This window comes from Hymenobacter lutimineralis, assembly GCF_008271285.1.
GTDB lineage: Bacteria > Bacteroidota > Bacteroidia > Cytophagales > Hymenobacteraceae > Hymenobacter > Hymenobacter lutimineralis.
In genome coordinates this window covers 203,303-225,040 of sequence record NZ_VTHL01000004.1, presented here as the reverse complement: position 1 = coordinate 225,040, position 21,738 = coordinate 203,303, and the positions used below count along the sequence as shown (strand labels likewise).

At 61.2% G+C, this 21,738-nt stretch carries 18 protein-coding genes; 6 read left to right on the top strand and 12 right to left on the bottom strand.

The window, feature by feature from the left end; genetic code table 11:
* Positions 1 to 221 precede the first annotated feature (221 nt).
* The 6 genes from FY528_RS06475 to FY528_RS06450 form a co-directional block, all read right to left on the bottom strand.
* Positions 222 to 2,153, bottom strand: coding sequence for a DUF3857 domain-containing protein (locus FY528_RS06475; RefSeq protein WP_149070168.1), 1,932 nt, complete (start codon positions 2,151 to 2,153; stop codon positions 222 to 224).
* Between the two features lies 1 nt (position 2,154).
* Positions 2,155 to 2,391 (bottom strand): DUF3858 domain-containing protein, encoded by a 237-nt coding sequence (locus FY528_RS06470; RefSeq protein WP_149070167.1) that lies wholly within the window; start codon positions 2,389 to 2,391, stop codon positions 2,155 to 2,157.
* Positions 2,392 to 4,170 (bottom strand): DUF3857 domain-containing protein, encoded by a 1,779-nt coding sequence (locus tag FY528_RS06465; RefSeq protein ID WP_149070166.1) that lies wholly within the window; start codon positions 4,168 to 4,170, stop codon positions 2,392 to 2,394.
* A 33-nt stretch (positions 4,171 to 4,203) separates the two neighbouring features.
* Positions 4,204 to 4,800 carry a DUF3858 domain-containing protein gene (locus FY528_RS06460; protein ID WP_149070165.1) on the bottom strand — a complete coding sequence of 199 codons (597 nt, stop codon included), beginning with the start codon at positions 4,798 to 4,800 and terminating at the stop codon, positions 4,204 to 4,206.
* A 27-nt stretch (positions 4,801 to 4,827) separates the two neighbouring features.
* Positions 4,828 to 6,177, bottom strand: a complete 1,350-nt coding sequence (locus FY528_RS06455; protein WP_149070164.1) for a hypothetical protein — start codon at positions 6,175 to 6,177, stop codon at positions 4,828 to 4,830.
* Positions 6,178 to 6,390: 213 nt separating this feature from the next.
* The gene (locus FY528_RS06450) at positions 6,391 to 7,593 is read right to left on the bottom strand and encodes an MFS transporter (RefSeq protein WP_149070163.1); all 1,203 of its coding nucleotides are present in this window, start codon (positions 7,591 to 7,593) and stop codon (positions 6,391 to 6,393) included.
* A 106-nt stretch (positions 7,594 to 7,699) separates the two neighbouring features.
* On the opposite strand from FY528_RS06450, the gene FY528_RS06445 reads away from it, so the two are divergent.
* From FY528_RS06445 to FY528_RS21510, 3 genes are read left to right on the top strand one after another with little or no spacing between them, the layout of a single operon-like run.
* Positions 7,700 to 9,577 carry an ABC transporter ATP-binding protein gene (locus FY528_RS06445; RefSeq protein WP_149070162.1) on the top strand — a complete coding sequence of 626 codons (1,878 nt, stop codon included), beginning with the start codon at positions 7,700 to 7,702 and terminating at the stop codon, positions 9,575 to 9,577.
* 52 nt (positions 9,578 to 9,629) lie between these two features.
* Positions 9,630 to 10,115: a hypothetical protein gene (locus FY528_RS06440; protein ID WP_149070161.1), complete on the top strand. Its 486-nt coding sequence runs from the start codon at positions 9,630 to 9,632 to the stop codon at positions 10,113 to 10,115.
* 25 nt (positions 10,116 to 10,140) lie between these two features.
* Positions 10,141 to 10,266 (top strand): hypothetical protein, encoded by a 126-nt coding sequence (locus tag FY528_RS21510; RefSeq protein ID WP_262383928.1) that lies wholly within the window; start codon positions 10,141 to 10,143, stop codon positions 10,264 to 10,266.
* 177 nt (positions 10,267 to 10,443) lie between these two features.
* Here FY528_RS21510 and FY528_RS06435 read toward each other — a convergent pair whose 3' ends face one another.
* The 5 genes from FY528_RS06435 to FY528_RS06415 form a co-directional block, all read right to left on the bottom strand.
* Positions 10,444 to 11,223, bottom strand: a complete 780-nt coding sequence (locus FY528_RS06435; protein WP_149070160.1) for an MBL fold metallo-hydrolase — start codon at positions 11,221 to 11,223, stop codon at positions 10,444 to 10,446.
* Positions 11,224 to 11,565: 342 nt separating this feature from the next.
* Positions 11,566 to 12,564, bottom strand: coding sequence for an XdhC family protein (locus FY528_RS06430; protein WP_149070159.1), 999 nt, complete (start codon positions 12,562 to 12,564; stop codon positions 11,566 to 11,568).
* A 134-nt stretch (positions 12,565 to 12,698) separates the two neighbouring features.
* Entirely contained in the window at positions 12,699 to 13,196 is a 498-nt protein-coding gene (locus FY528_RS06425; protein ID WP_149070158.1) for a hypothetical protein, read from the bottom strand.
* Positions 13,145 to 15,475 (bottom strand): xanthine dehydrogenase molybdopterin binding subunit, encoded by a 2,331-nt coding sequence (locus FY528_RS06420; RefSeq protein WP_149070157.1) that lies wholly within the window; start codon positions 15,473 to 15,475, stop codon positions 13,145 to 13,147. The genes FY528_RS06425 and FY528_RS06420 overlap by 52 nt, the downstream gene beginning before the upstream one ends.
* Positions 15,476 to 15,533: 58 nt before the next feature.
* Positions 15,534 to 16,982 (bottom strand): FAD binding domain-containing protein, encoded by a 1,449-nt coding sequence (locus tag FY528_RS06415; RefSeq protein ID WP_149070156.1) that lies wholly within the window; start codon positions 16,980 to 16,982, stop codon positions 15,534 to 15,536.
* Positions 16,983 to 17,210: 228 nt separating this feature from the next.
* Between FY528_RS06415 and FY528_RS06410 the strand changes: the two genes are divergently transcribed.
* On the top strand, positions 17,211 to 17,795 hold the full coding sequence (locus tag FY528_RS06410; protein WP_149070155.1) for a DUF4136 domain-containing protein: 585 nt from the start codon (positions 17,211 to 17,213) through the stop codon (positions 17,793 to 17,795).
* 25 nt (positions 17,796 to 17,820) lie between these two features.
* Here FY528_RS06410 and FY528_RS06405 read toward each other — a convergent pair whose 3' ends face one another.
* Positions 17,821 to 18,738 (bottom strand): hypothetical protein, encoded by a 918-nt coding sequence (locus tag FY528_RS06405; protein WP_149070154.1) that lies wholly within the window; start codon positions 18,736 to 18,738, stop codon positions 17,821 to 17,823.
* A 154-nt stretch (positions 18,739 to 18,892) separates the two neighbouring features.
* On the opposite strand from FY528_RS06405, the gene FY528_RS06400 reads away from it, so the two are divergent.
* Complete coding sequence (locus tag FY528_RS06400) at positions 18,893 to 20,860, top strand: peptidylprolyl isomerase (protein WP_187632029.1); 1,968 nt, start codon at positions 18,893 to 18,895, stop codon at positions 20,858 to 20,860.
* A complete protein-coding gene (locus FY528_RS06395; protein WP_149070152.1) occupies positions 20,860 to 21,687 on the top strand; it encodes a phosphatase PAP2 family protein in 828 nt (275 codons plus the stop codon). The genes FY528_RS06400 and FY528_RS06395 overlap by 1 nt, the downstream gene beginning before the upstream one ends.
* Positions 21,688 to 21,738 lie beyond the last annotated feature (51 nt).

Genomic DNA, 21,738 nt, shown 5'->3' with positions numbered 1-21,738 from the left:
TCGGCCGGCTCAAAGAAGCGCGAGGCTTGGCCACCCGCTACGAGAAAACCGCCGCCTCTTTTTTAGCCGTCGCTCACCTGCTCGCCGCCCTGGATTGGATGCGCTGACTGTCCACACTCTCTAGTAAGGCCGGGTGGGTTAATCGGCAAAACGAAACCAGCCCGTCCCCTACGAAAGAGGACGGGCTGGAACAACGCTGTGGCAAGCTGGCGGCAAAGCCCTCAGACGTCGTTTTTTAGAAACACCAACGGGGTTTTATCGGCTTTATTGATGCGCCGACGAAATTCCAGGTACGCCGGGTAATCGGCCTTGGGAAACCGCCCCCGGTTCATCTGCAACCGCCGGATGTACTGAATACTGCCATCGGATAACGCCTGCAGCTGCACGGAATAGGTGCCGAACGCCGTAGAAAGTTGCACGGGGGCCGGAAGGTTTTCGAGGCGGAAGCCGGCCGGGGTTTTCAGCTGTATAGTATCGGAATCCAGGTAGGCAAAGCTCTGCCACACGTCCGTCTGCCGCTCACCCAGTTGGGGTGAGGGGGCGGCCGACTGATTGAGCACGTTGGGCACCACAAACACACGCTTGCCCGTTACGGTGGCGTAGCGCGGCAAACTCAGCTCCAGGTGTTCTACCATCACGGGCACTGGTACCGTAGCCCCCGGCTTGAGGGTGTAGCGGCTGATGGTAAAGCTGGGCAGCGAAATCTGGCGGTAGGCCTGCTTTTTTTGGTCTTCGGGGGTGAGCTGGTGGTATACCTGCGACAGATCGTCCTGCTGCAGGGCCGCGCTGCGGGTGCGCACCGAGGCGGTGGCGTTGCCCTGATCATCGAGGCGAAGCTCGGCGCGCCGAAACTGGGTGTTGTCGGTAGCTTTGTACACCGGCGTGCGCACCAGCTTGCCGCCCGCGGGCGTGAGCAGCAGCACGTGCCGGCCCGCGGTAAAGCCGCTCAGGTAGTTGAAGGGGGACGTTTGCGACGTACACTCCAGCCACACCGTGTCGGGCCGGGCGGCCGGCAGGGGCACGCACAGAATCACGTGGTTGAATTGGTTGCTGGGAAAGTCCGTCTGGATGTCCGGTCGGTCGGCTCCGGCCAGGGCACAGTACGCCGGCACGCCTGCCGCCTTTAGCAGGGCCATACCGTAATTCGACAGGGCTTTGCAGTCGCCGTAGCCTTTGGCGGCCACTTCTGCTGCCGGGATGGTCTGCCAGCCGCCCAGCCCCAGCTGAATGGAAATATAGCGGGTGTTGGTTTGCAGGTATTCGTACACCTGCCGCACCCGCTCCCGCACGTCGGGCACGCGCTGGGCCAGTTCCTGCATCCGGGCCAGCTGCGAAGCAGGCAGTTCGCCCCGGCCTTCGTTGAGGGTATATTCCCAGGTACCGAAGCCTTCCCAGGAAGACAGGTTGCCGGCGTGGTTTTGCACTTCAAACGTAGCGGGGGCCGTGTATACTGCCGGCAGCAGTTCCCAGGCTGGCAGGCTATACGACTCAGGCTCGAAAGCAGGTAACCCGGCTACCGACCATTCATACACGGTGTAGTTACCCTCGGCACTTTGCCGCACCTGGCTGCCAGTGGGCAGGTTCTTTTCACGGTAGCGGAGGGCTGGTAGGCTTTTGGGTATTTTTACCCGGAACTGTGACTGCTCCACGCCCAGGTGCGTGGACGACACGGGATGCCATACCGGGTAGAACAACGTGTTGGAGGTCGTGTATTCTTCCTCAAACTCGACGGTGTAAGGGTAGCGTCCCTGCTGCAGGTTGGCAATACGCGCCCGGCTATCCTCGGCCAGGCTGATGTCGGAAGTGGTGCTCACGTCGCGCACGTCGGCCGCGTGCAAGGTGCGCAGCAGCTTTCCCTCGGCATCGTACACGCTGCCGCGCAGGTAGCTAATGCTCTTGAAACGGTCATAGTCAACCTGATCAACGGCATGGTCGTCGCCGTCGGCATCCAGAATGGTAATGGCGTAGCGCAGCGTGCTCACCGCCTGCCCCGCCGACTTGACCGTGAACGTTTCATCGTGGAGGCGTACCACGGCGTGGGCGTTTTCGCGCAGCGCGCTGGGGATGGCCGCAACCGGGTATTTGGGTGCGGTACCGGCCTGGGCGGCGGTACTCACCAGCGAGGCGACCAACAGTAGGGCGAAACGGTTCATATTACAGTTTCTTTTTCAGGACGATGCGCTCGGCGTGTTTGGCCACAATCAGGCTGTAGAACTCGCGTAGGTTGGCGTATTCCTCGGCCGAGTAGGCCGCCTTGTTAAAGGAAATACGGCTGACCACCTGTAGGCCGCCCGCCGTTGGGGCTACCACATATTGGAAGCGGCCGCCGTTGTCGGGGAGGGTTATGGCGGCACTCTTGGGCAATTCCTCCACTTCGTAGCCCGTGGGCAACTAGAAGGTCAGCATAAGAGTTTCTTCGCGGCCGGCCCCGAAATCCACCGGGAACTGCCGGTTTACGAGTTTGAACGGATTTTCATCCTCCCCAAAATTACGCATGGGGCTGAAGTACAGCGTCCCGTTCGGGTCCTCGTCGCCGGGGGCTTCCACTTCCATATCCACGGCTAGGGGCTTGGCCAGCAAATCGGCTTGCTGCACGGTGTATTTGGGCACCGCCCAGCCGTCTTTCTGTTTCAGGTAGTTGGTCTCGATGTACTTCTTCTCGCCAAGTTTCTGCAACGAGGCGCGGGCGCTCAGGGCGTTGTAGCCGGCGTGTTCGTCGTGAATTTTACCTTTCCAGCCTCCCCGGTCGTCGAGCTGCAACTGGGCCGTCTGGAAATGTACATAGCGCTGCCGGGAGGCTACCGTCAGCCAGTGGTCTTCCAAGCTTTTCTCCGTTACCAGGTGGGCCCGCGTGTTAAGCACCCGTTCCGGGAGCATCCCAAAATCGGCGTGTTTCTGGGTGGCATCCAGCAGCAGCGCTTCTGCCTGGCCTGGGAGCGTCACGGCTGCCAGCACGTAGTTGAAGCGGCTCATCATGGGGGAGCTTTCATCCAGCCGGCCATGGTCGCGGGTGCTGAGGATGGCAGGGTTGGCGGTAAGCCCCACGTTGCGTAGCAGCCCAATCAACAACAGGTTGATGTCGGCCGAGTTGCCGGTGTGTTGCTCGTAGGCCTTGCGCACGCCTGCGCTATACATGCGGTCCAGGTCGTTGTACTGCACATTGGTCTGCACCAACTGCTGCACGGCGGCGGCGCGCGCCAGGGGCTCGGTGTGCTTGGCCATAATGGCCGCTACTTCGGCCTTCAGGAAGCCCGTGCGGTTTAGCTGGGTACCAAAGTTTTCAGCGGCCAGGAGCTCACTATTTATTTTGTTCCAGTTGCCTGTGGCTTCCTCGTAGGGTTGTTGGGGAAACTGCGTGCCTCTCAGCTCAAAATCGATGCGGGAAACGTAGTCCCGGGTGGTTGTGATAAAAGGTTCCTGCCGGAAGCCCGGCACGTCTTTCATCACCCACCGGTACGTCTTGGTGCGGGCGGTAATGTTTTCCATGGCGCCGCCTTCCTGGCGCACCGTAAACTGGGTGTTGCCCTCGTTCTGTTCACTGGCGGCCAGAGGCTCGTAGCCCTGCATGGCCATCCGGTAATCGAAGTACTCAGGAATGCTGGCCCGGTACTCGCTCCAGCGCACGGGCACCGAATACTGAAACTGCCAGTCCTGAAAATTAAACCAGAAGTCTGACGACACGTTGTAGGCATACTCGATGATTGAGCCTTCCTTGACGTTGGGCAGCGTGAATTTGCGGACGGAGTTGTTGGCATCGCGCTGCTCCGTAAAGATGCCCGACGATTCCAGCTTTTCCTTGACCAGCTGGCCATTCACCAGGTTGTAGGTAAAGCCCCGCAAGTTGCTCAGCCGCTCTTCATTGCCGTTCTTCCGGTACAGCGGAACACTGACCGTGGCCATGTCATAGCCCGCTTTCTTGAGGATCTTGATGCGGGTAACGCGTTCAAATACAACCTTGAACTGGTTCTGCACATACTCAAAATGACTGCGGCCGAAGTCAGCCATTACTACGGCCTCGGCAGCGGTATCAGCGGCAAAGTTTTTGGCGTCAAATTCTTTCAGATCGAGCTTGCCAAATTTGATGGGCTCGGCCTGGGCTTGGGCCGATGGAGCCGTTGCGCAGCCCAGGCCCAGAGCCAGTGCGATAAAGGAAAGTACACGTAGTATCATAGGGAAAAGGCAAAGGTGACGGTAGATTTAAAACTAAGGGCGGGCACCGGTGCTGAGCACCAGCGGCTCGGCGTGTTTGGCCACGATGCGGGCGTAGAACTCGCGCAGGTTCGCATATTCGGCCGCGCTGTACTGCGCTTTGTTTAGCTGCAGCCGGCTCATAAACTGCACCGTGCGGCCTTCCTGAGCGCAGAGGTAGGTAAACCGGCCGCCATTATCGGGCAGAGCCAGGCTTTGACTTTGCGGCTTTTCGGTCAGTGTAACCCCATCTGGCAGGGTAAGCGTGAGCTGGTGCGTTTCGTCGCGGGTAGTACCAAAGTCGACGGGGAAGTAGCGGCTTTCGGCGCTGAATGGGTTGCTGTTTAAACCCAGGCGGGCCAGCAGCGCGAGGTAGGTGGTGGTAGCCTGACCTTCCGTATTGTCCATCTGCAAGGGCAGATCCAGCTGCAGCGAGTGGGCTGGTTCCCGCTGGTGCTGCCACACGGCGGCCGAAATAGGAGTGGTATCGTCGCCCAACTGCTGCTGAAGGGTGCGCACCAACTGAGCCGGCTCTGTAGTGCGGGCTTCAGCAGCCGCGTAGCCGCTCCATTCCCAGTGCGTTTTGCCCTGCAAAGATCCATCGGGCTGCAAGGTGAGCGTGGTTTTACTGAAATAAGCCTACCGTTGCGTTGGAGCCAACGAAACCCACCGCCCGAGGGCCGCCGGTGCCGTTAGCAACCGTCCGTTGCCGTTGAGGCAGCGCTTCGGCAGCATCCCCAGCGGCACGACGGGCTCCGTAGCGTCTACCAGCAGCTCCGTGTTATCAGGAAGGCGTACGTGGGCCACTACGTAGTTGAAGTTGTTGAGCACGGGCATCGATTCCAGCACATGACCGTGGCTGCGGGTGCTCAGCAGGAGAGGATTTGCATCCAGCCCGGCCGCCCGCAGGCTTTGCACCAGCAGCAGATTTACATCGGCCACGTTGCCCTGGCCTCGTTGGGTAGCTTCTTTTAAGGTTTTAGTCAGGTAGAGCTGTTCCTGCCCGTTGTACTTCATGGTTTGCTGCACCAGGGCCACCACGGCGGCGGCCCGTTCCCGGGGCTCCGGCAAGCGAGCTTTCAAAGCGCTTATCTGGGCGGTAAGCGTTGATTTCTGATACAGGTCGCGGCCAAACTGCTCCTGCTGCAGTAGTTCGGTGCCGATGGCTTCCCAGGTAGCTGCTACATCCCGGGGCTCCTGGTTGGGGTACTGAATGGTCGACAGCTCAAAATCAACCGAAGAGAAATAATCAAGCTGGGCGGTCATGAAAGGCTCTTCGCGGAGCGCGGGCACATTCTTCATAACCCAGCGGCTGCTCAAGGCCTGGGTATTGATGTTGTATTCCTGGGCCGGCGCCAGTCCCTCGAAGCTGTGGGACATACGGGTATTATACGGTACGGGCTTGTCTTCCTGCACCGCGAAGGGCAGATAGCTCCGCGTAATCTGTTTGTAGCGGAAGTAGGCTGGAATAACCGTGCGGTACTCGCTCCAGCGGGTGGGGATGGTATGCTGAAAGCGCCAGGCCTGCAGGTTAAACAGGAAGTCGGACTCTACGGTGTAGGTGAACTCGATGATGGAGCCCTCCCGCACGTTAGGCAAGGTAAAACGGTAGCTCGTGTGATTTTTGTCTTGTTCATCCTTGAAGACAGCATTTTCGGCCATCTTCTCCTGGATCAGCTTGCCATCAACCAGGTTGTAAGTAATGCCTTTCAGCTTTTTGAAGCGTTCCGTCTGTTCGTTTCGGCGGTAGAGGGGCACCTGCACGGTGGTCCAAGGGTAGCCAGCCTTGCGCCGAATCAGAATGCGGGCGGTACGCACGTATTCCAGCTGAAAACCCTCGCGGCCACCCACAATTTTTGACTGGCCGAAGTCGCAGAGCATGACGGCCGGGGCGGCGGAGTCGGCGGGAGCGGCCACGAAATCGGCTGCGGTAACCTTACCGAAGACGAGGGGCACTTCCTGGGCCAGCGCGGTGGGGGCAGCCAGCACCAGCAGGCATAAAATAGCGAGCCGCCCGGATAAAGTGAATGGCCTGATAATCACCCGAAATATTATTTAAATCAGACAAAATATAAACTTCTAAAGAACTGGCCAAATAGCTTTTAGCCAGCGTATGCTCAACTTAGACGTTCTTCATCAAATGTACATAATTCGGTCAGGTGCATAAATACGCCCCACCGTTTTGGCCTGAAATATTTTGGCTTACTGCGCTGCCGGGCGGCTGCGCACAGCCACCAGCAGGTACACCAGAGCCACTAGCAGGAGGGCCGCGCTCAGCAGGTGCACGTAGGGCAGGCGGGCCGTGGTGTTGTCGTAAAGCCAGCCGGCCAGCAAGGCTCCCAGGCCAATACCTACTTCCAGGGCAATGTACATGGTGGCCACGGCCCGGCCGCGCCGCTCGGGATGGCTCAGATCTACCGTCCAGGCATACAGCGTGGGGGAGTTGAGGCCCGCACCCAGCCCAAACAAAACCGCGCCCGTCAGAAACAATACCACCGACTGGCCCATAAACGCCAGCACCAGCAAGGCCAGCAGCAGCAGGCCCGCCGACACGCGCAGCACCGGCACGCGGCCGTAGGTATCGGAGGCGCGGCCCGCCACCAGGCGCACTAGCAGGGAAGTAAGCGTGTAGGAGGTGTAGAAAAGTCCTTTGTCGGCGCCTTTCAGGCCCAGGGCCACGCTTTGGTCGGGCACCACCGTGAGGATGGCGCCGAAGGGAAACAAGCACAGCATGGTAATGAGGGCGGGCTTGAACACGCGGGGCTCCAGCACCTCGTGCCACTCCAGGCGCAGCAAACTCCAGCTGAAGGGCTGGCGCTGGGCGGCGGGCAGGGTTTCCGTCATGGTGCCCTGCACGGCCAAACTCAGCAGAGCCAGCCCCGAAGAGCAGTAGAATAGGGTGTTGAGCGAAAACGTAGCCGTGATATAGGGCCCCAGGGCCGGGCCGGCAGCCATGCCAAGGGAGCCCGCCACACCCAGTAGCCCCATGGCCTCCCCGCGCCGGGAAAGCGGAATGATGTCGGCAATGAAGGCCGCCGTGCCGGTGGGCTTGAAGCCGGTGCTGAAGCCGTGGACCAAGCGCAGCAGCAGAAACCCGGTGACGGTAGTAGCCCAGGGGTAGAAAAAGCCGCAGACAAAGCACACCAGCGAGCCGAACACCATCACCGGAATGCGTCCCACCGTGTCGGCCAGCTTGCCGCTGAAGGGCCGCGAAAGGCCCGCCGTGAGCGTAAACAAGGCAATGATGTAGCCCTTATAGTCGCCGCCGCCCATGCGTGCCAGGTAATCCGGCAGCTCGGGCAGGAGCATGTTGAAGCTCATGAAAAAGAAAAACGACGACAGGCACATCAGCCAGAAGCCGGCCGTGTAGACCTTGGGCGAAGCAGCAGAAGCAGGAGTGGGCATTGCGGCAAAGGTACGCCGGCCGGCTTGTACTGCCCGACATAACGGGTTTTTCTGCCAAAACGGCTTCTTTCAGCTTCCGGCCCGAAGTGTGCCGTAGAAGCTTCCTATGTCCTGGTTTTCTGATTTCCTCACCACCATTTCCGCCAAAAAGCCCCGCCCCGACGGCAAACCCGCCCTCTCGGTGCGGGAGCGGGTGTCGGCCCTGCGCAACCTGCCGGCCTTTCTGCGCCTGATCTGGGAAACCAGCCCGGGCCTTACCCTGGGCAATGCCAGCCTGCGGCTAGTGCGGGCCGCGCTGCCGCTGGCCATGCTCTACGTGGGCCAGCTGCTGCTCGACGCGGTGGTGCAGCTCAGCCGCCTGCCCGCTGCCGAGCGCACCCTCACGCCGGTGCTGGGCTTGCTGGCTCTGGAGTTTGGGCTAGCTATTCTGTCTGACGGTCTGGGCCGGGCAGTGGCCCTGCTCGACTCCTTGCTGGGCGACCTGTTCGCCAACCGCTCCTCGGTGCGCCTGATGGAGCACGCCGCCGAACTGGACCTCGACCAGTTCGAGGACAGCACCTTCTACGACAAGCTAGAGCGGGCCCGCCGCCAGACCCTCTCGCGCACGGTGCTCATGGCCCAGGTGCTTTCGCAGGCCCAGGACGTCATTACCATGCTGTTTCTGGCTGTGGGGCTGGCCGCCTTCAACCCCTGGCTACTGTTGCTGCTGCTGGTAGCTGTTATTCCCGCCTTCCTGGGCGAGTCGCACTTCAATGAGCGCAGCTATTCCCTGGTGCACGGCTGGACGCCCGAGCGGCGTGAGCTGGACTACCTGCGCCAAACCGGGGCCTCCGACGAAACGGCCAAGGAAGTTAAGATCTTCGGACTTTCAGGGTTTCTGATTGATCGGTTTCGGCTGCTATCCGACGAGTTTTACCAGAAAAACAAGCGACTCGTGATTCGGCGGGCCGGGTGGGGTGCTTTCTTCGCGGCAGTTGGCGCGGCCGGCTACTACGCCGCCTATGTGTATATCATCACCCAGGCCGTAGGCGGGCGCATCAGCATCGGGCAGCTCACGTTTCTGGCCGGCTCGTTTGCCCGCATGCGCGGTTTGCTCGAAGGCATCCTGAGCCGGTTCAGCACGGTGGCCGAGGGCGCATTGTATCTGCAGGATTTCTTCGACTTCTTCCACCTGCAGCCCCGCATCCGCCGCGACGACTCGCGCCCTGTGCGCCCGTTCCCCCGGCCCATCCAGCAGGGCTTCACCTTCGATAATGTAGGCTTCAAGTACCGCAACGCGGAGAAGTGGGCCGTGCGCAACCTGTCCTTTACTTTGCAGGCCGGCGAAAAGCTGGCGCTGGTAGGCGAAAACGGCGCCGGCAAAACCACCCTCGTCAAGCTTCTGTCGCGCCTCTACGACCCCACCGAGGGCCGCATCCTACTCGACGGCCACGACCTGCGCGACTACGACCCGGCCGAGCTGCGCCAGGAAATCGGGGTGATTTTCCAGGACTTCGTGCGCTTCCAGCTGTCGGCGGGCCAAAACCTGGCCGTGGGGCGCATCGAGCAGAAAGACGACCAGCCCCGCATCGAGCAGGCCGCCGCCCAGAGCCTCGCCGACTCGGTGGTGCGTAAGCTGCCCGAGGGCTACAACCAGATTATTGGGCGGCGCTTTGCCAAGGGCGTGGACCTGAGTGGGGGCGAGTGGCAAAAAATAGCCCTCGGCCGCGCCTACATGCGCGACGCCCAGCTGCTGATCCTCGACGAGCCCACCGCCGCCCTCGACGCCCGCGCCGAGTACGAGGTGTTCCAGCGCTTCAAGGACCTGACCCAGGGCAAAACCGCCGTGCTCATCAGCCACCGCTTCAGCACCGTGCGCATGGCCGACCGCATCCTGGTCATCGAAAACGGGCAGTTCGTGGAAATCGGCTCCCACGAGGAACTGCTGGCCCGCGGCGGCCGCTACGCCGAGCTGTTTCAGCTGCAAGCAGCAGGGTATCGGTAAAGAGCAAATACATTACATTAGCATAAAAAGTAGCACAATCCTCTTCTTGCTTATGCCTTATGATCTTCCTTTTAGCAGAGTAGTTGAGGTAGACAACGAGTCATCGCTCAAGCTGAATAAGATCATAGCTGCGAAACTGATTGCAGCTTTCCCGGAGGTTTACGACATGAACCTCGCTGGCTCTAGTAGGTATTTCTTGAATCTAGAAGTTGCTGACTTGGATGAGGATTTTCCAGATATGCATTTCCGTCTTTGGGCTGAAATTGAGGATATTTCATTCGATTTTGCGTTTTGGAAGGATACTATATGGATTGAGTTAGGCTCTTATGGAAATACATACTTACGGTTTATATATTTGCAAAAATATGCAGCATTCCTCACTCAGCAAGGTTTTATAATAGATGTGGATTCTGATAGCAAAGCAGTAACGCTTGATGAACGCATTGCATGGCATCTGAAAGAATATAAAGAGTGGGCTGGCTATGTAGATCATGTTAGAGAAACCCTAAATAATGATCCTTCCTCCACAATAGGCTGAGAGTACCATATTATTCACCGTGCGCATGGCCGACCGCATCCTGGTTATCGAAAACGGGCAGTTCGTGGAAATCGGCTCCCACGAGGAGCTGCTGGCCCGCGGTGGCCGCTACGCCGAGCTGTTTCAGCTGCAGGCAGCGGGGTATCGGTAAATAGGCAGCTGGCAAGCTTTCGTTTAGGGCTGTGTCTGAAAATTCCTAAATGGTCATGCTTCGACAGGCTCAGCATGACACTTCCTAACTACACTCTAAATGAGAGTAGCTGAATTAAAACCAAAAACGTCCTGCCAGATGCTAATCTGGCAGGACGTTTCGTATAGTTTTGGGGAGTTACTGAGCGGCCGGGTACCAGTTGCGCAGGCGCACGTCAATTTTCTTGTTGGCAGCGTTTACCGTTTTCTTGAAGGCGTCCACGTCGCTCAGGCCGTTCTGGCCGCGGTAGTGGTAGGGGTACACAATGCCCGGCTTAAAGGCCAACACGCCCTGGGCGGCTTGGTCCACGTTCATGGTGTAGGGCAGGTTCATGCACACAAACGCCACGTCGATGCCTTTGAGGGCGCGCATTTCGGGAATGTCTTCCGTGTCGCCGGAGAGGTACACGTTTTTGCCGCCCAGGTTCAGCACGTAGCCATTGCCCCGGCCTTTGGTGTGCATGGCGTCGGCGGCTTCGGGCAGGTTATACATGGGAATGGCCGAAACGCTCATGCCCAGGGTGTCGAGCTTCTGGCCGTTGCCGAGGATGCGGGCCTGGGTTTTGTACTCAGCCGGGAGTTGATCGGCCACGGCTTTGGGCACTACCATCAGGGCTTTGCCTACAGACAGTCCCGCTAGCGTCTTGGGGTCCAGGTGGTCGCCGTGGATGTCGGTAATCAGGATAACATCAGGGGCTGCCAGCCCGGCGTAGGCCTCGGCCCCGCCGTAGGGGTCCACGTAGATGGTTTTGCCGTTCCAGGTCAGCACCACGCTGCCGTGGGTGATGGGCTGCACGGTGAGCGGGCCTTTCTTGGTGGCAATCTGGTCGGAGGCTACGCGCGGTGGGGCAGTGGTCTGAGCTTGCGTCTGCAGGGCAAAAACAGCCAGGGCGGCCGTGAGCAGGAGGGTAAACTTCATCTGTTTTTTTAGGGGATTGGGGGGGTGAAAGTTGATGCCGGATTTGGCGGGCAGCGGGCCTGTAGGCATAGCCGCTAACCAAAAACCGTAGCAATAACCTGTTCACCGGTTACAAGTTCAGGCTAGCACCAGCCCTAGCAAAAACCTGGGCAGAAGTAAGCACATCGAATTGAATTTAGAACGTCATGCTGAGCGAAGCCGAAGCATCTCTACCGCTTTGTTGGATTACTACCACAACGAAGCGGTAGAGATGCTTCGGCTTCGCTCAGCATGACGGCCTTTTTGCTGCTGCTACTTTGTACGAAAACTTGTTATCTGGTCTATACCAGTCTATGCCCTACTTCATCCCGGGTTCCCGTTCCGCACCAGAACTAACTCCGCCGCAATGCTGATGGCAATTTCTTCGGGCGTGCGGCTGTGGATGGGCACCCCAACGGGCGCGTGGATGCGGGCTAGCGTGGCTTCGGCAACACCTTCGGTTCGTAGCGTCGCCCACATATCGGCAATTTTGGCCTGGCTGCCCAGCACGCCTAGGTAGCCCAGCTGGTGGTGCAGCAGCTGCTTCAGGGCCACATAATCGGTGCGGTAGCCGAAGGTCATCAGCACTACGAACTGGTCCAGGCCCTCCGTTACTGCCGGGGCCAGGGCCTCGTAGCGCACCGTGCGGCGCTGGTGGGCGTAGGGGTTGCCCACAAACGTATTCAGCTCGGCCCGTTCTTCCAGTACCGTAATACCAAAGTCCAGCGTAGCCAGTATGCGGGCCAGGGCCAGACTCACGTGCCCGCCCCCCACGATGGTCACGTGCTGCCGGAAACCCAGCGGCTCGGTGTAGCGCCACTGTGTCCCGAGCTGGAAGGCGGTTGGGGCGAGGGTGTCCGTGAGGTGAAGGCCCGCAGAACTAAGGTGCAGCTGCCCGCGCTGGGCCGTGCGTAGGCGCCGCAGGATGTCGGCCAGAACGGGCACATGGGCCACTTGTAGGGGTAGCAGCAGCACAGTTTGCTCACCTGAGCAGATCATGCCGGAGCGGTCTGCAGGCTCGTCGCGGCGGTGCACCTGGCGGCGGATTTCGGGCGCGGCGTTGGGTTGCAGGAAGTGGGCGCGGGTTAGCTCTACCAGCTTGTGCTCCATCATCCCGCCCCCAATAGAGCCGGCCATGCCCGTGCGCGTCACGCTCATCTTAAACCCCTGCCGGCCCGGGCTGCTGCCCTGGCTGTGCAGCACGCACAGCAGTACTACCGGCTCCTGCTGCTTCAGCGCCTCAGCCGCGTGTTCCCAAACAGCCGCTTCACGCGGCACGGGGGCCTGGGTGCCGGGGCCGTAGTCGGGTAGGTCAAGCGGCATCAGGCAGAGCTAAGTGGTGAGAAGATGAGTAGTGGTAAGTTAGGTGCTGCGGCTGGTTGTGGGAAGCTGAACGATGGCGAGACGCATCGTTTCGTCAGTGAATAACCCCAGCAACTACAACACAAAGGTGTAGGCTACAGCCACACAGCGGCCAGGGCGTAGGAAACGGCCATTACGCCCGAGAACAGTGCGCTGACCATAAAGCGCCGCTGGGCCGTGACGCGGTTTTGAATATAGTAGTTAGCTGCCAACGACACCGGCGCGTTTAGCAGAAATGAGCGGCCCGCTACCGGGAGCAAAGCCAGGGAAATGGGCTCGGCCGCGCCCCCGAACAACCCCAGAAACGCGTAGTGGCGGGCAATCCAGAGCGGGTTGAAGTACAGTAGCGACAGGGCGGCCCGTTGCCAGCGCTTCACGCGGGTGGTAGCCCCGGCGGCCGGTTGCTGCCGGTCGAGCCAGCGGAAATAGGCGGGCACTTCAGTGGAGTAGAGTATGCCACCCACGAGGGCCATACCCAGCAAACGGAGCCAGGAAAACTGGTGTAGGAGCAGGGCCGCGGCCGTGTCGCCGGCGGCGTAAATCAGGAATCCTCGGAGGTGGTTACGGAGTTGAGTGGGGCGGGTGAGTTCCAAGCAGGGGTGGGGGCAGGCGTAAATTTGAAATCGGGGTGCAAATTTACGAGAACCTTCTCGGGCGTCATAGGGGCCGAAAAAGATATATCCGCCGCGGGGTTGAACGCCCGAATAGCGTCGCGCAGGGCGAAGTAGGTCCCGATGCCGTACATAAGCGGCGGCTCGCCCACGGCCTTGGAGCGCAGAACCGCCCGCGAGTGACCGGGCGTATCCAGGAAGTGCACGTCGATTACCTTGGGAGCCGAGTATAGGTCGGGGATTTTGTAGGAGTTGAGCGAGTTGCTAAGCAGGCGGCCTTCATCGTTAAATACCAGCTCCTCCAGGGTCATCCAGCCTATACCCTGCACCGCACCGCCTTCAATCTGGCCGCGGTCCACGGCCGGGTTCATGCTCTGCCCGAAGTCGTGGGCAATCTGCACCGCCTCCACCTCGTAAGTGCCGCGCAGGCAATCGACGCGCACGGTGGTGAGGGCCGTGCCGTACACGTGGTAGGCGAAGGGGTAGCCCTGGTTGGTTTCAGGGTTGAAATGCAGGTCGGGCGTGGCGTAGTGGGCGTTTTCGCTGAGGCTGATGCGCTGCCAGTAGGCGGCCGATACCAGCTTCTCCCAGGTCGTATCGGCGGGTTTTCCGGCGGCCAGCACCTGCTCGTTCTCGATTTGCAGGCCCTCGTAGTTTATCTTCAGCTCGGTGGCCGCCAGGCGCAGCAGCCGCTCGCGCAAGGCCAGACAGGCCAGTTGGGTGGCTTTGCCGTTGAGGTCGGCGGTAGCCGAGGCGGCGCTGGGGGAGGTGTTGGCTACGCGGGTGGTGTTGGTGCTTTCCACCTTCACCCGGCTCAGCGAAATGCCCAGGGTTTGGGCCGCCACCTGGGCAATCTTGATGTTCACGCCCTGACCCATTTCCACCGCGCCCGTGCTCACGCCCACCGACCCATCCGTGTAGATGTGCACCAGCGCCCGGGCTTGGTTCATGGCGGTTTTGGTAAAGGAAATGCCGAAGCAAATGGGCATCACGGCCAAGCCTTTCTTCTGCAGCTTGTGCGCGGCATTGAACTCGGCCACTTCCCGACGCCGGGCGGACAGGTCGTACAGCTCGGCGGCCGTGTTCCAGGCCTGCTCGGCGTGGCAGCCCTCGGTGGGCTGGCGGTAAGGGAACAGGTCGCCCTCGCGCAGCAGGTTGCGCTGCTGAATGTCAGCCGCCGGCACGCCCAGCTTCTCAGCCGCGCAGGCTATAGCCGACTCTATCACGAACATACCTTGCGGCCCGCCAAAGCCCCGGAAAGCCGTGTTGGGTGGCAGATTAGTACGGCAGCTGTAGGCCGTGGCCGTCACGTTCGGAATGAAGTAGGCGTTGGTAGCGTGAAACAGCGTCCGCTCCAGCACGGCCGGCGACAGGTCGGCGGCGGCCCCGGCGTTCTGGTAGAACGTCACCTCGTAGGCCACAATCTTCAGGTCGGCGTCCAGCCCGATTTTGAAGTCGGAGGAGTAGGGGTGGCGCTTGCCGGTCATGCGCATATCGGCCATGCGGTCGAGTACCAGCTTCACCGGCCGCCGCACCACGAAGGCGCCTAGGGCGGCCAAGGCGCCCCAGGTGGTGGCCTGGTCTTCCTTGCCGCCGAAGCCGCCGCCAAGGCGCGTCACGTCCACTTCTACCTGGTGCATACCCACGCCCAGCACCCGCGCCGTGTGGCGCTGCACGGCCGTGGGGCCCTGCGTGGAAGAAATAACGCGCACCCCGCCCATTTCCGTTGGGAAGGCATACGCGCCCTGGGTTTCAATGTACAGATGCTCCTGCCCGCCCGATTCAGCTACGCCCTCAAATACGTGCGCGCACCCGGCCCAGGCATCCTCGGCCGCTCCGATGCGGAAGGTGCGCGGCGGTACAATCAGCTCACCCTGGGCGGCAGCTTCCCGCGGATCCACAATAATGGGCAGCGGGCTGACCTCTACCCGCACGTGGCGCAAAGCTGCGTGGGCCGCGTGCTCCGAATCGGCCAAAACTAAGGCTACCGGCTGCCCCCGGAAATGTACATGGCCCTCAGCCAGCAGGGGCTCGTCGGGCACGATGCCACCAATCTGGTTTTCACCGGGAATGTCCTCGGCCGTGAGGACGCGCACCACGCCCGGCAGCTGCAGGGCCGCCGTAGCATCTATGCTCAGCAGCTTGCCGTGCGCCACCGGCGACTCCACCACAGCCGCGTACAGGGTGCCGTGTTGCACCGGAATATCATCGAGGTACTGAGACTCGCCGCGCACGTGGCGGGCCGGATCGAGGTGGTTCATGAGCTAACGCCGACAGTTGGATGGCGCTTCAATAGAAATGACAAAATCAAAAGGGCTGTTATACCAGCTCCGGGAGCAGCGGTAGGAAATGCGCCGTGAGCAACTGGTGCAGCAGAAGCCGCTTGTAGTGCTCAGTGCCGCGCACATCCGATATCGGGCTGATTTCCTGCTGGGCCAGGGTAAGGGCATGCTGCACCGTTTCGGCGGAAACCGGCTGGCCTACCAGCCAGGCCGAAGTGCGACGCAGCAGCAGCGGAATCGGCCCCACGCCCCCGGCCGAAAGGTGGGCAGCCTGAATCACACCTTGCTCGATGCGCAGCCAGGCGGCCGAGTTCACGCTGGCAATATCCAGGTGAGTGCGCTTGGATACTTTCTCGAAGTTGAACAGGTCAGCCAGTTGCGGAGCCGGGAAGCGAATTTCTGTTACCTGCTCATCGGCGGTTTTTGCCAGCTTCTTGTAATCGAGGTACAACTCCGCAAGCGGTAAGGCGCGGCGCTGACCGGCAGAATTTTCCAGCTCAACTTCCGCGCCTAACGCCAGAAACAGAATGGTCAGGTCGCCGATGGGGGAGGCGTTGATGAAGTTGCCAGCCACAGTGCCCATCTGCCGGATGGGCGTGCTGCTCACCAGCTTCAGAAACCGGGGCAGCTCGGGCAGCGCCGCCAGCATCACCTCCGATTCCATCAGCTGCTGCGCGGTAGTGGCGGCGCCCAGTACAATAGTGTCACCCTCGCGCCGGATGCCGCGCAGGCTGTGCTGGTCGTACACGAGCTCCACGGGCACGGCGCGCACCTGCTCGGGGCGCTGCACGAGCAAATCGGTGCCGCCGCCCAGGATCTGGGCCCGGGCAGCCGCAGCAGCATCCAGGCCGGGGCCAGGCCGTAGTGCTTCGGACGCTTCAGCTCCGCCCGTAGCCGCGCTGCGCAGGGCCGTGAGCTTGGCGGGCATATCAGCAAAGTACTTAGGCACAAAGCCTTCCTCGGCCAGCCAGGCTAGGGGGGAAGAAGCCGGGCGCTGCTGCAACTGCTGTTGCAGGTGCTGGGTAGCCCGCTCCAGGCTTTTGTAGCCTGTGCACCGGCAGATGTTGCCGTCGATGGAGGCCAGGGCGGTTTCCGGAGTAGTAGGCTTAGCACTAAGGGCGTGGCCAGTGAGTGACATCACGAAGCCCACCGTGCAGAAACCGCACTGCGAGCCGCCTTCCTGCACAATGGCCTGCTGCACCGGCGTGAGCGTGCCCCGCGCCGCGTTGATGCCCTCTACCGTGACCACATGCTTGCCCTGCGCGTTGCCCAGGGGCGTGAGGCAGGACGTCATGGATTGATACTGCACCGATGTGCCATCGGGGGCCAGCTCGCCTACCAGCACAGTGCAGGCCCCGCAGTCGCCCTCGCGGCACCCGATTTTGGTGCCTTTCAGGTGCTGGTGGTAGCGCACGAAATCAAGGAGGGTACTGCCAGCGGGCTGGTCGGTACGGATGAGCTGGTCGTTGAGGTAAAAGGGCAGCATAGCAAGGCAAAAAGGCCGGGAACGGACAGGGAAGATAGGAATTTCCGGGTAGGAGCTGAAAGCATGGGGGAAATACCCGCCGAAAACTGCGGGTGCGCGCTGTCCGGGCTTCCGTCTTTAGGCCAAAATTTTGTTGATATTTTTCGCTGGACCGCCTTAAAATCAGTGGGTAAGCTTTCGTATATCTAGTAATTTAAACGCCTTCATTTCTCGCCTGACCGTCTGCCTATGAAACCTGCAACGATTACGCTACTTACCCTGGCTTTGAGCCTGAGTGGGTGCTTTGCCGCCCGCGAGGCCCGAATTGAATCGGACTATAGCTATAGTGGTAATTTCCGGCGCTACCGCACCTACGACTTCGTGACCGGCAACGAACTGGCTACCGACAGCAGCGCCCTGGGCGAGGTGCTGCGCGACGCCATCCGGGCCCGCCTCCGCTCCCAGGGCTACAAGCCCGCCAAAAACCGCCCGGATCTGCTGGTAAGCTTCCGCCTCTACGAAGGGGACATGCGCTTTCGGGGCTTTGCTCAGGAGGAACTGACGGCCTGGTTGGCCTCGGGGAAGGAAGAAACTGACGAAACCCCCAAAGATGCGCGCAAGGGCTACCAACCGCTGCGCCTGCTGTTGCGGGAAGGCACCCTGCTGGTCACCCTCATCGACTACCGCACCAACCGCGCGGTCTGGAACGGCTATGCCTCGGGCGTGACCGTGCCCAAAGGTGCCCAGGGCGAAGCGGTGGTGCGGCGCAGCGTCCGCTCTATCTTCGACCAATACCGGGTGTTCACCGAAGGCTACCTCGAATCCAACCGCTAGGGCAGGGGCCCCGCTCCGCCCAGGGCTACCGGCCGCGGCCGGTGGGAATGCGGAACTGCACGCCCAGGGACGGAATAATGGTCACGCCCTTGAGCTTGGTGGTGCTGGCCTGGTTGAGCAGCTGGTACGTGCCGTAGTTCTGGTAGTACACGGCCAGGGCGGGCAGAATGTAGGCGTAGCGGTAGCCGAATTTGCCATTGACGAACAGGCCAAAGGAGGCGAAGTTGTTTTTCGCCTTCAGCTCCCCGATTTTGGTGTTGGTGCCCGGTAAAAACACTTTGGTGGGGTTGAAGCCATAAGCAATAAACGTATGGTTGTAGACGGCTCCATAGGAAATAGCGCCGATTTCCTCCTCCCGGCCCAACGACGTGCTAAAGATGAGCGGCACCATCAGGTCGCGGCGGGTAGCGCCAAAGTTTAGCAGAGACGCCACGTCATCGAGAAACGGCACGTTGGGCAGCTTGGCGCGCTGGGTGGCAAACTGCAGCCCAATGCTGCCGGAGGTTTCACCAGACTGTCCCTGCGGATTTTCCGGCGTACCGGTCGAGCCCAGAAACTGGTACATGGCATCGAAGGCATGCGCCCCGAAGGCGTATTTATAGCCTACATCCACCCGGGGCAGGGCGCCGTAGCGGATGTAAAAGTCGGAACTGGGCTGTATGGGGTCAAGGATATAGGCAATGGCCGCCGTTTGGATGCGCACGAACCGCTGGCTGTAGTTGACGGTGTCCTTACCGGCGGCGGCGGCCACTTCGTCCTTCACGGCCCCGCCCAACTCGCTGATTGTTCGCGTGCCGATGTTGAACACCATGTCGCCGCCTACTTTAAACTGGCCTTGGGGCGTGACCTTACCTGAGTTGATGACGGCACGCGGGGCGGTGCAGGCGGCGGCCAGCAGTAAAAAGGCCGCCGGCAAAAGGGAACGGAATGAGCGTGTTGGCATAAAGTAAAAATGAGTACGGGGACAAAAGTCAGGATTTTCGGCCCACTACGAAAATCAGGCCGTAAGCGTAGCGTAACCTTCTCTCGCCGGAATTTGGCTATTTTGGCCCGATATGCATTGTCTTTCAATTTCCCGTGCTGTGTTGCCGTTGGCTATGGCTACGCTGCTGGCTGCCGCCGGCTGCGCTACCCGGCCCCGGGTTGCCACCGCCCTGCCAGCGCCGGGCAGCCCCCCCAATAAGTTTGCCGACGCTACGCTGCGCCAGTTGGCCACGGCCCAGGATGAGCGCAATACCGCAGCCTTGCTGCCTTACCTGCAGCGGCCCGACGCGCAGTACCGGCGGGAGGCAGCCCTGGCTTTTGCCTCGGTGCAGGACCGGGCGGCCGTGCCGGCCCTTGCACGTTTGCTGGCTGCTGATACCGAGGCCGACGTGCGCCGCGCCGCCGCGTTTGCCCTGGGCCAAACCGCCGATACCACGGCCACTACGCAGCAGGCCCTGCTCACTCAATTGACCACGGACCCCGACCGGGCCGTGCGGCGCTACGTGCTGGAAGCCATGGGCCGCTGCGCCACCCGCGCCTCCCTGGCCGATCTGGTTCGCCTGCCCGCCGCCCTGGCCGCCGATACCAGCGCCCAGGTAGGCCAGGCCTGGGGCTTGTACCGCGCGGCCCTGCGCGGTATTACCTCCGAGGCAGCCGTGGGCCGGGTGGTGCAGCTGCTGCCCCTGCCCGTACCTTATCGGGCGCGGCTGGCGGCGGCCAGTACGCTGGCGCGCATCCGCAACCTCAACCTCACGCCCTATACTCCCCAGCTGATTCGCGCCGCTCAAACGGACCCCGACTACGCCGTGCGGGCGGCAGCTACCCTGGCCCTCGGCAAATCAACCGACGCTACGGTGCCGGCTACCTTGGCTTCCCTGGCCCGCCGCGATGCTGACTACCGCGTGCGGCTGAGCGCCATCCGGGCGATGAATGCAGCTATGTATGCGCCCGTGAAGGAAGCCGCCTGGGAGGCGCTGACCGATGCCAACGGACAGGTAGCGCTTACTGCCGCCGAATACTTTCTGACGCATGCCAGCAAAGAATCGGGGCAGCTGTTTTTAGCCAAGGCTGGCAAGCTTAACCAGTGGCGCGTGCGGGCTACGCTCCTGGGTGCGGCGCTCAAGCTGGGCGGCTCCGCCCGCGACACTATCCGCCAGGCCATTATGCAGCGCTACGCGGCGGCAGCCAGCCCCTACGAGAAAGGCTACCTGCTCAAAGCCCTCAGCGAGGATCCGGCCGCGTACAAATGGCTGGAAGAAGCCACGTTCACGCCCGGTCAGCCAGTCGTAATTGGTACTTATGGCATGGAGGCCCTGGTAGCCCTGCGGCACAAGCCTGACTTTCCGGCTAGTCAGCACGCGGCCTTTGCCCGCACCCTGCAGCGGGGCGTCGGCAGCGGCGACCTAGCCATTATGGGTACTGCCGCCGAAGCCATCCGGGACCCGCAGCTGGCGTTACGGCCCCGGTTTCCCTCGGCTGACTTTCTGCTGAAGGCCCGCAACCAGCTAACCCTGCCCCGCGACCTGGAAGCCTGGCAGAGCTTGCAGCTCACCATCGATTATCTGCAGGGCAAAGCAGCTACTCCGCAGCCCGTGGCCGCTGCGGCCACCCATCCCATCAATTGGGCGGTGGTGCAGACCGTTCCCGTTGGGCAGAAAGCCATTGTACATACCGGACGCGGGCCTATTACGCTCACGCTGCTGGTGGAGCAGGCGCCCGGTTCGGTAGCCAGCTTCGTGGAGCTGGTACGGCAGGGATTCTACGAGCAAAAGAACTTCCACCGCGTGGTCCCCAACTTCGTAGCCCAGGGCGGCTGCCCGCGGGGCGACGGGTGGGGCAGCTCCGACTACAACTTGCGCTCGGAGTTTGCTGACCTTCGCTACGTGGAAGGGGCCGTGGGGCTGGCTTCGGCCGGCAAGGACACGGAGAGCTGCCAGTGGTTTATCACCCACGCGCCCACCCCGCACCTAGACGGGCGCTACACCATTTTCGCGCAGGTAGAGCAGGGAATGGACGTGCTCAGCCAACTGGAAATCGGGGACCGGATTGATCGAATCGAATTACTTTCTTCGCCTAAGTAATGCCTACTATTTTTCGTCAACAGCCAGCCTGGCTGCTCTTTTTGTGGCTGACATTTCAGGGCGCTGTTTTGCCGGTGCTGGGCCAGGTTACGCCCCCGGCCGCTCCTGCCGACACGGCACACAAGTATGAGACGCAGGCGCCGCCCGCAGCGCGCCCACGCTGGTATCAGCATAAGCTGGTGCGGGCCACGGCTATTCCGGCAGTGCTCATTGGCTATGGGGTGTCGACCATCAACGGCAACGGGCTGTACAGCAGCTACGATGCGCGCCGCGACATCCAGCAGGCCTTTCCCAACTTCCACACCAAGGTTGATGACTACCTGATTCTGGCGCCCTACGCGGAGCTGGCCATTGCTACCCTGGCCGGCGTTGAGTCGCGCAACGACCGGCTAAACATGGCGCTGGTGGTGGTAAAGTCGGAGCTGATTTTTGCGGCGGCCGTCACGGCCCTCAAGTACACTACCGGCATCCGGCGCCCCGATGGCTCCAACCGGCAGTCTTTTCCTTCGGGCCACACGGCCCAGGCTTTCTTAGCGGCCAGCATCGTGCACACCGAGTTTCGGGATAAAAGCCAGTGGTACGGGGTAGGGGCCTACACTATTGCCACCAGCGTGGCCGCCCTGCGCATGCTCAACAACCGCCACTGGCAGAGCGATGTGGTGGCGGGAGCCGGGCTAGGCATTTTGTCGGCACACCTGGGCTACCTTACCCACCGCAACCGGTGGGGGCGCAAGCCCAACCTGGGCAAAAGTGTGGGGCACGTTTCGGCCTCGCCCTGGCAGTGGCAGGATGCCACCGGCGTGCGGCTGGTAGTGCAGCTTCGGTAAGTTACTGCCTATATAGCTAGATGAAAGAAGCCGGCCCGCTTCTCCGAATGG

Excerpts from the sequence above, each read along its gene's own strand:
- FY528_RS21510 (WP_262383928.1), top strand. The coding sequence starts at position 10,141 with ATGGCCGACCGCATCCTGGTTATCGAAAACGGGCAGTTCGTGGAAATC.
- FY528_RS06450 (WP_149070163.1), bottom strand. The coding sequence starts at position 7,593 with ATGCCCACTCCTGCTTCTGCTGCTTCGCCCAAGGTCTACACGGCCGGC.
- FY528_RS06395 (WP_149070152.1), top strand. The coding sequence starts at position 20,860 with ATGCCTACTATTTTTCGTCAACAGCCAGCCTGGCTGCTCTTTTTGTGG.
- FY528_RS06420 (WP_149070157.1), bottom strand. The coding sequence starts at position 15,475 with ATGAACCACCTCGATCCGGCCCGCCACGTGCGCGGCGAGTCTCAGTAC.
- FY528_RS06440 (WP_149070161.1), top strand. The coding sequence starts at position 9,630 with ATGCCTTATGATCTTCCTTTTAGCAGAGTAGTTGAGGTAGACAACGAG.
- FY528_RS06415 (WP_149070156.1), bottom strand. The coding sequence starts at position 16,982 with ATGCTGCCCTTTTACCTCAACGACCAGCTCATCCGTACCGACCAGCCC.
- FY528_RS06465 (WP_149070166.1), bottom strand. The coding sequence starts at position 4,170 with ATGATACTACGTGTACTTTCCTTTATCGCACTGGCTCTGGGCCTGGGC.
- FY528_RS06430 (WP_149070159.1), bottom strand. The coding sequence starts at position 12,564 with ATGCCGCTTGACCTACCCGACTACGGCCCCGGCACCCAGGCCCCCGTG.
- FY528_RS06410 (WP_149070155.1), top strand. The coding sequence starts at position 17,211 with ATGAAACCTGCAACGATTACGCTACTTACCCTGGCTTTGAGCCTGAGT.
- FY528_RS06475 (WP_149070168.1), bottom strand. The coding sequence starts at position 2,153 with ATGAACCGTTTCGCCCTACTGTTGGTCGCCTCGCTGGTGAGTACCGCC.
- FY528_RS06445 (WP_149070162.1), top strand. The coding sequence starts at position 7,700 with ATGTCCTGGTTTTCTGATTTCCTCACCACCATTTCCGCCAAAAAGCCC.
- FY528_RS06405 (WP_149070154.1), bottom strand. The coding sequence starts at position 18,738 with ATGCCAACACGCTCATTCCGTTCCCTTTTGCCGGCGGCCTTTTTACTG.
- FY528_RS06400 (WP_187632029.1), top strand. The coding sequence starts at position 18,893 with ATGGCTACGCTGCTGGCTGCCGCCGGCTGCGCTACCCGGCCCCGGGTT.
- FY528_RS06435 (WP_149070160.1), bottom strand. The coding sequence starts at position 11,223 with ATGAAGTTTACCCTCCTGCTCACGGCCGCCCTGGCTGTTTTTGCCCTG.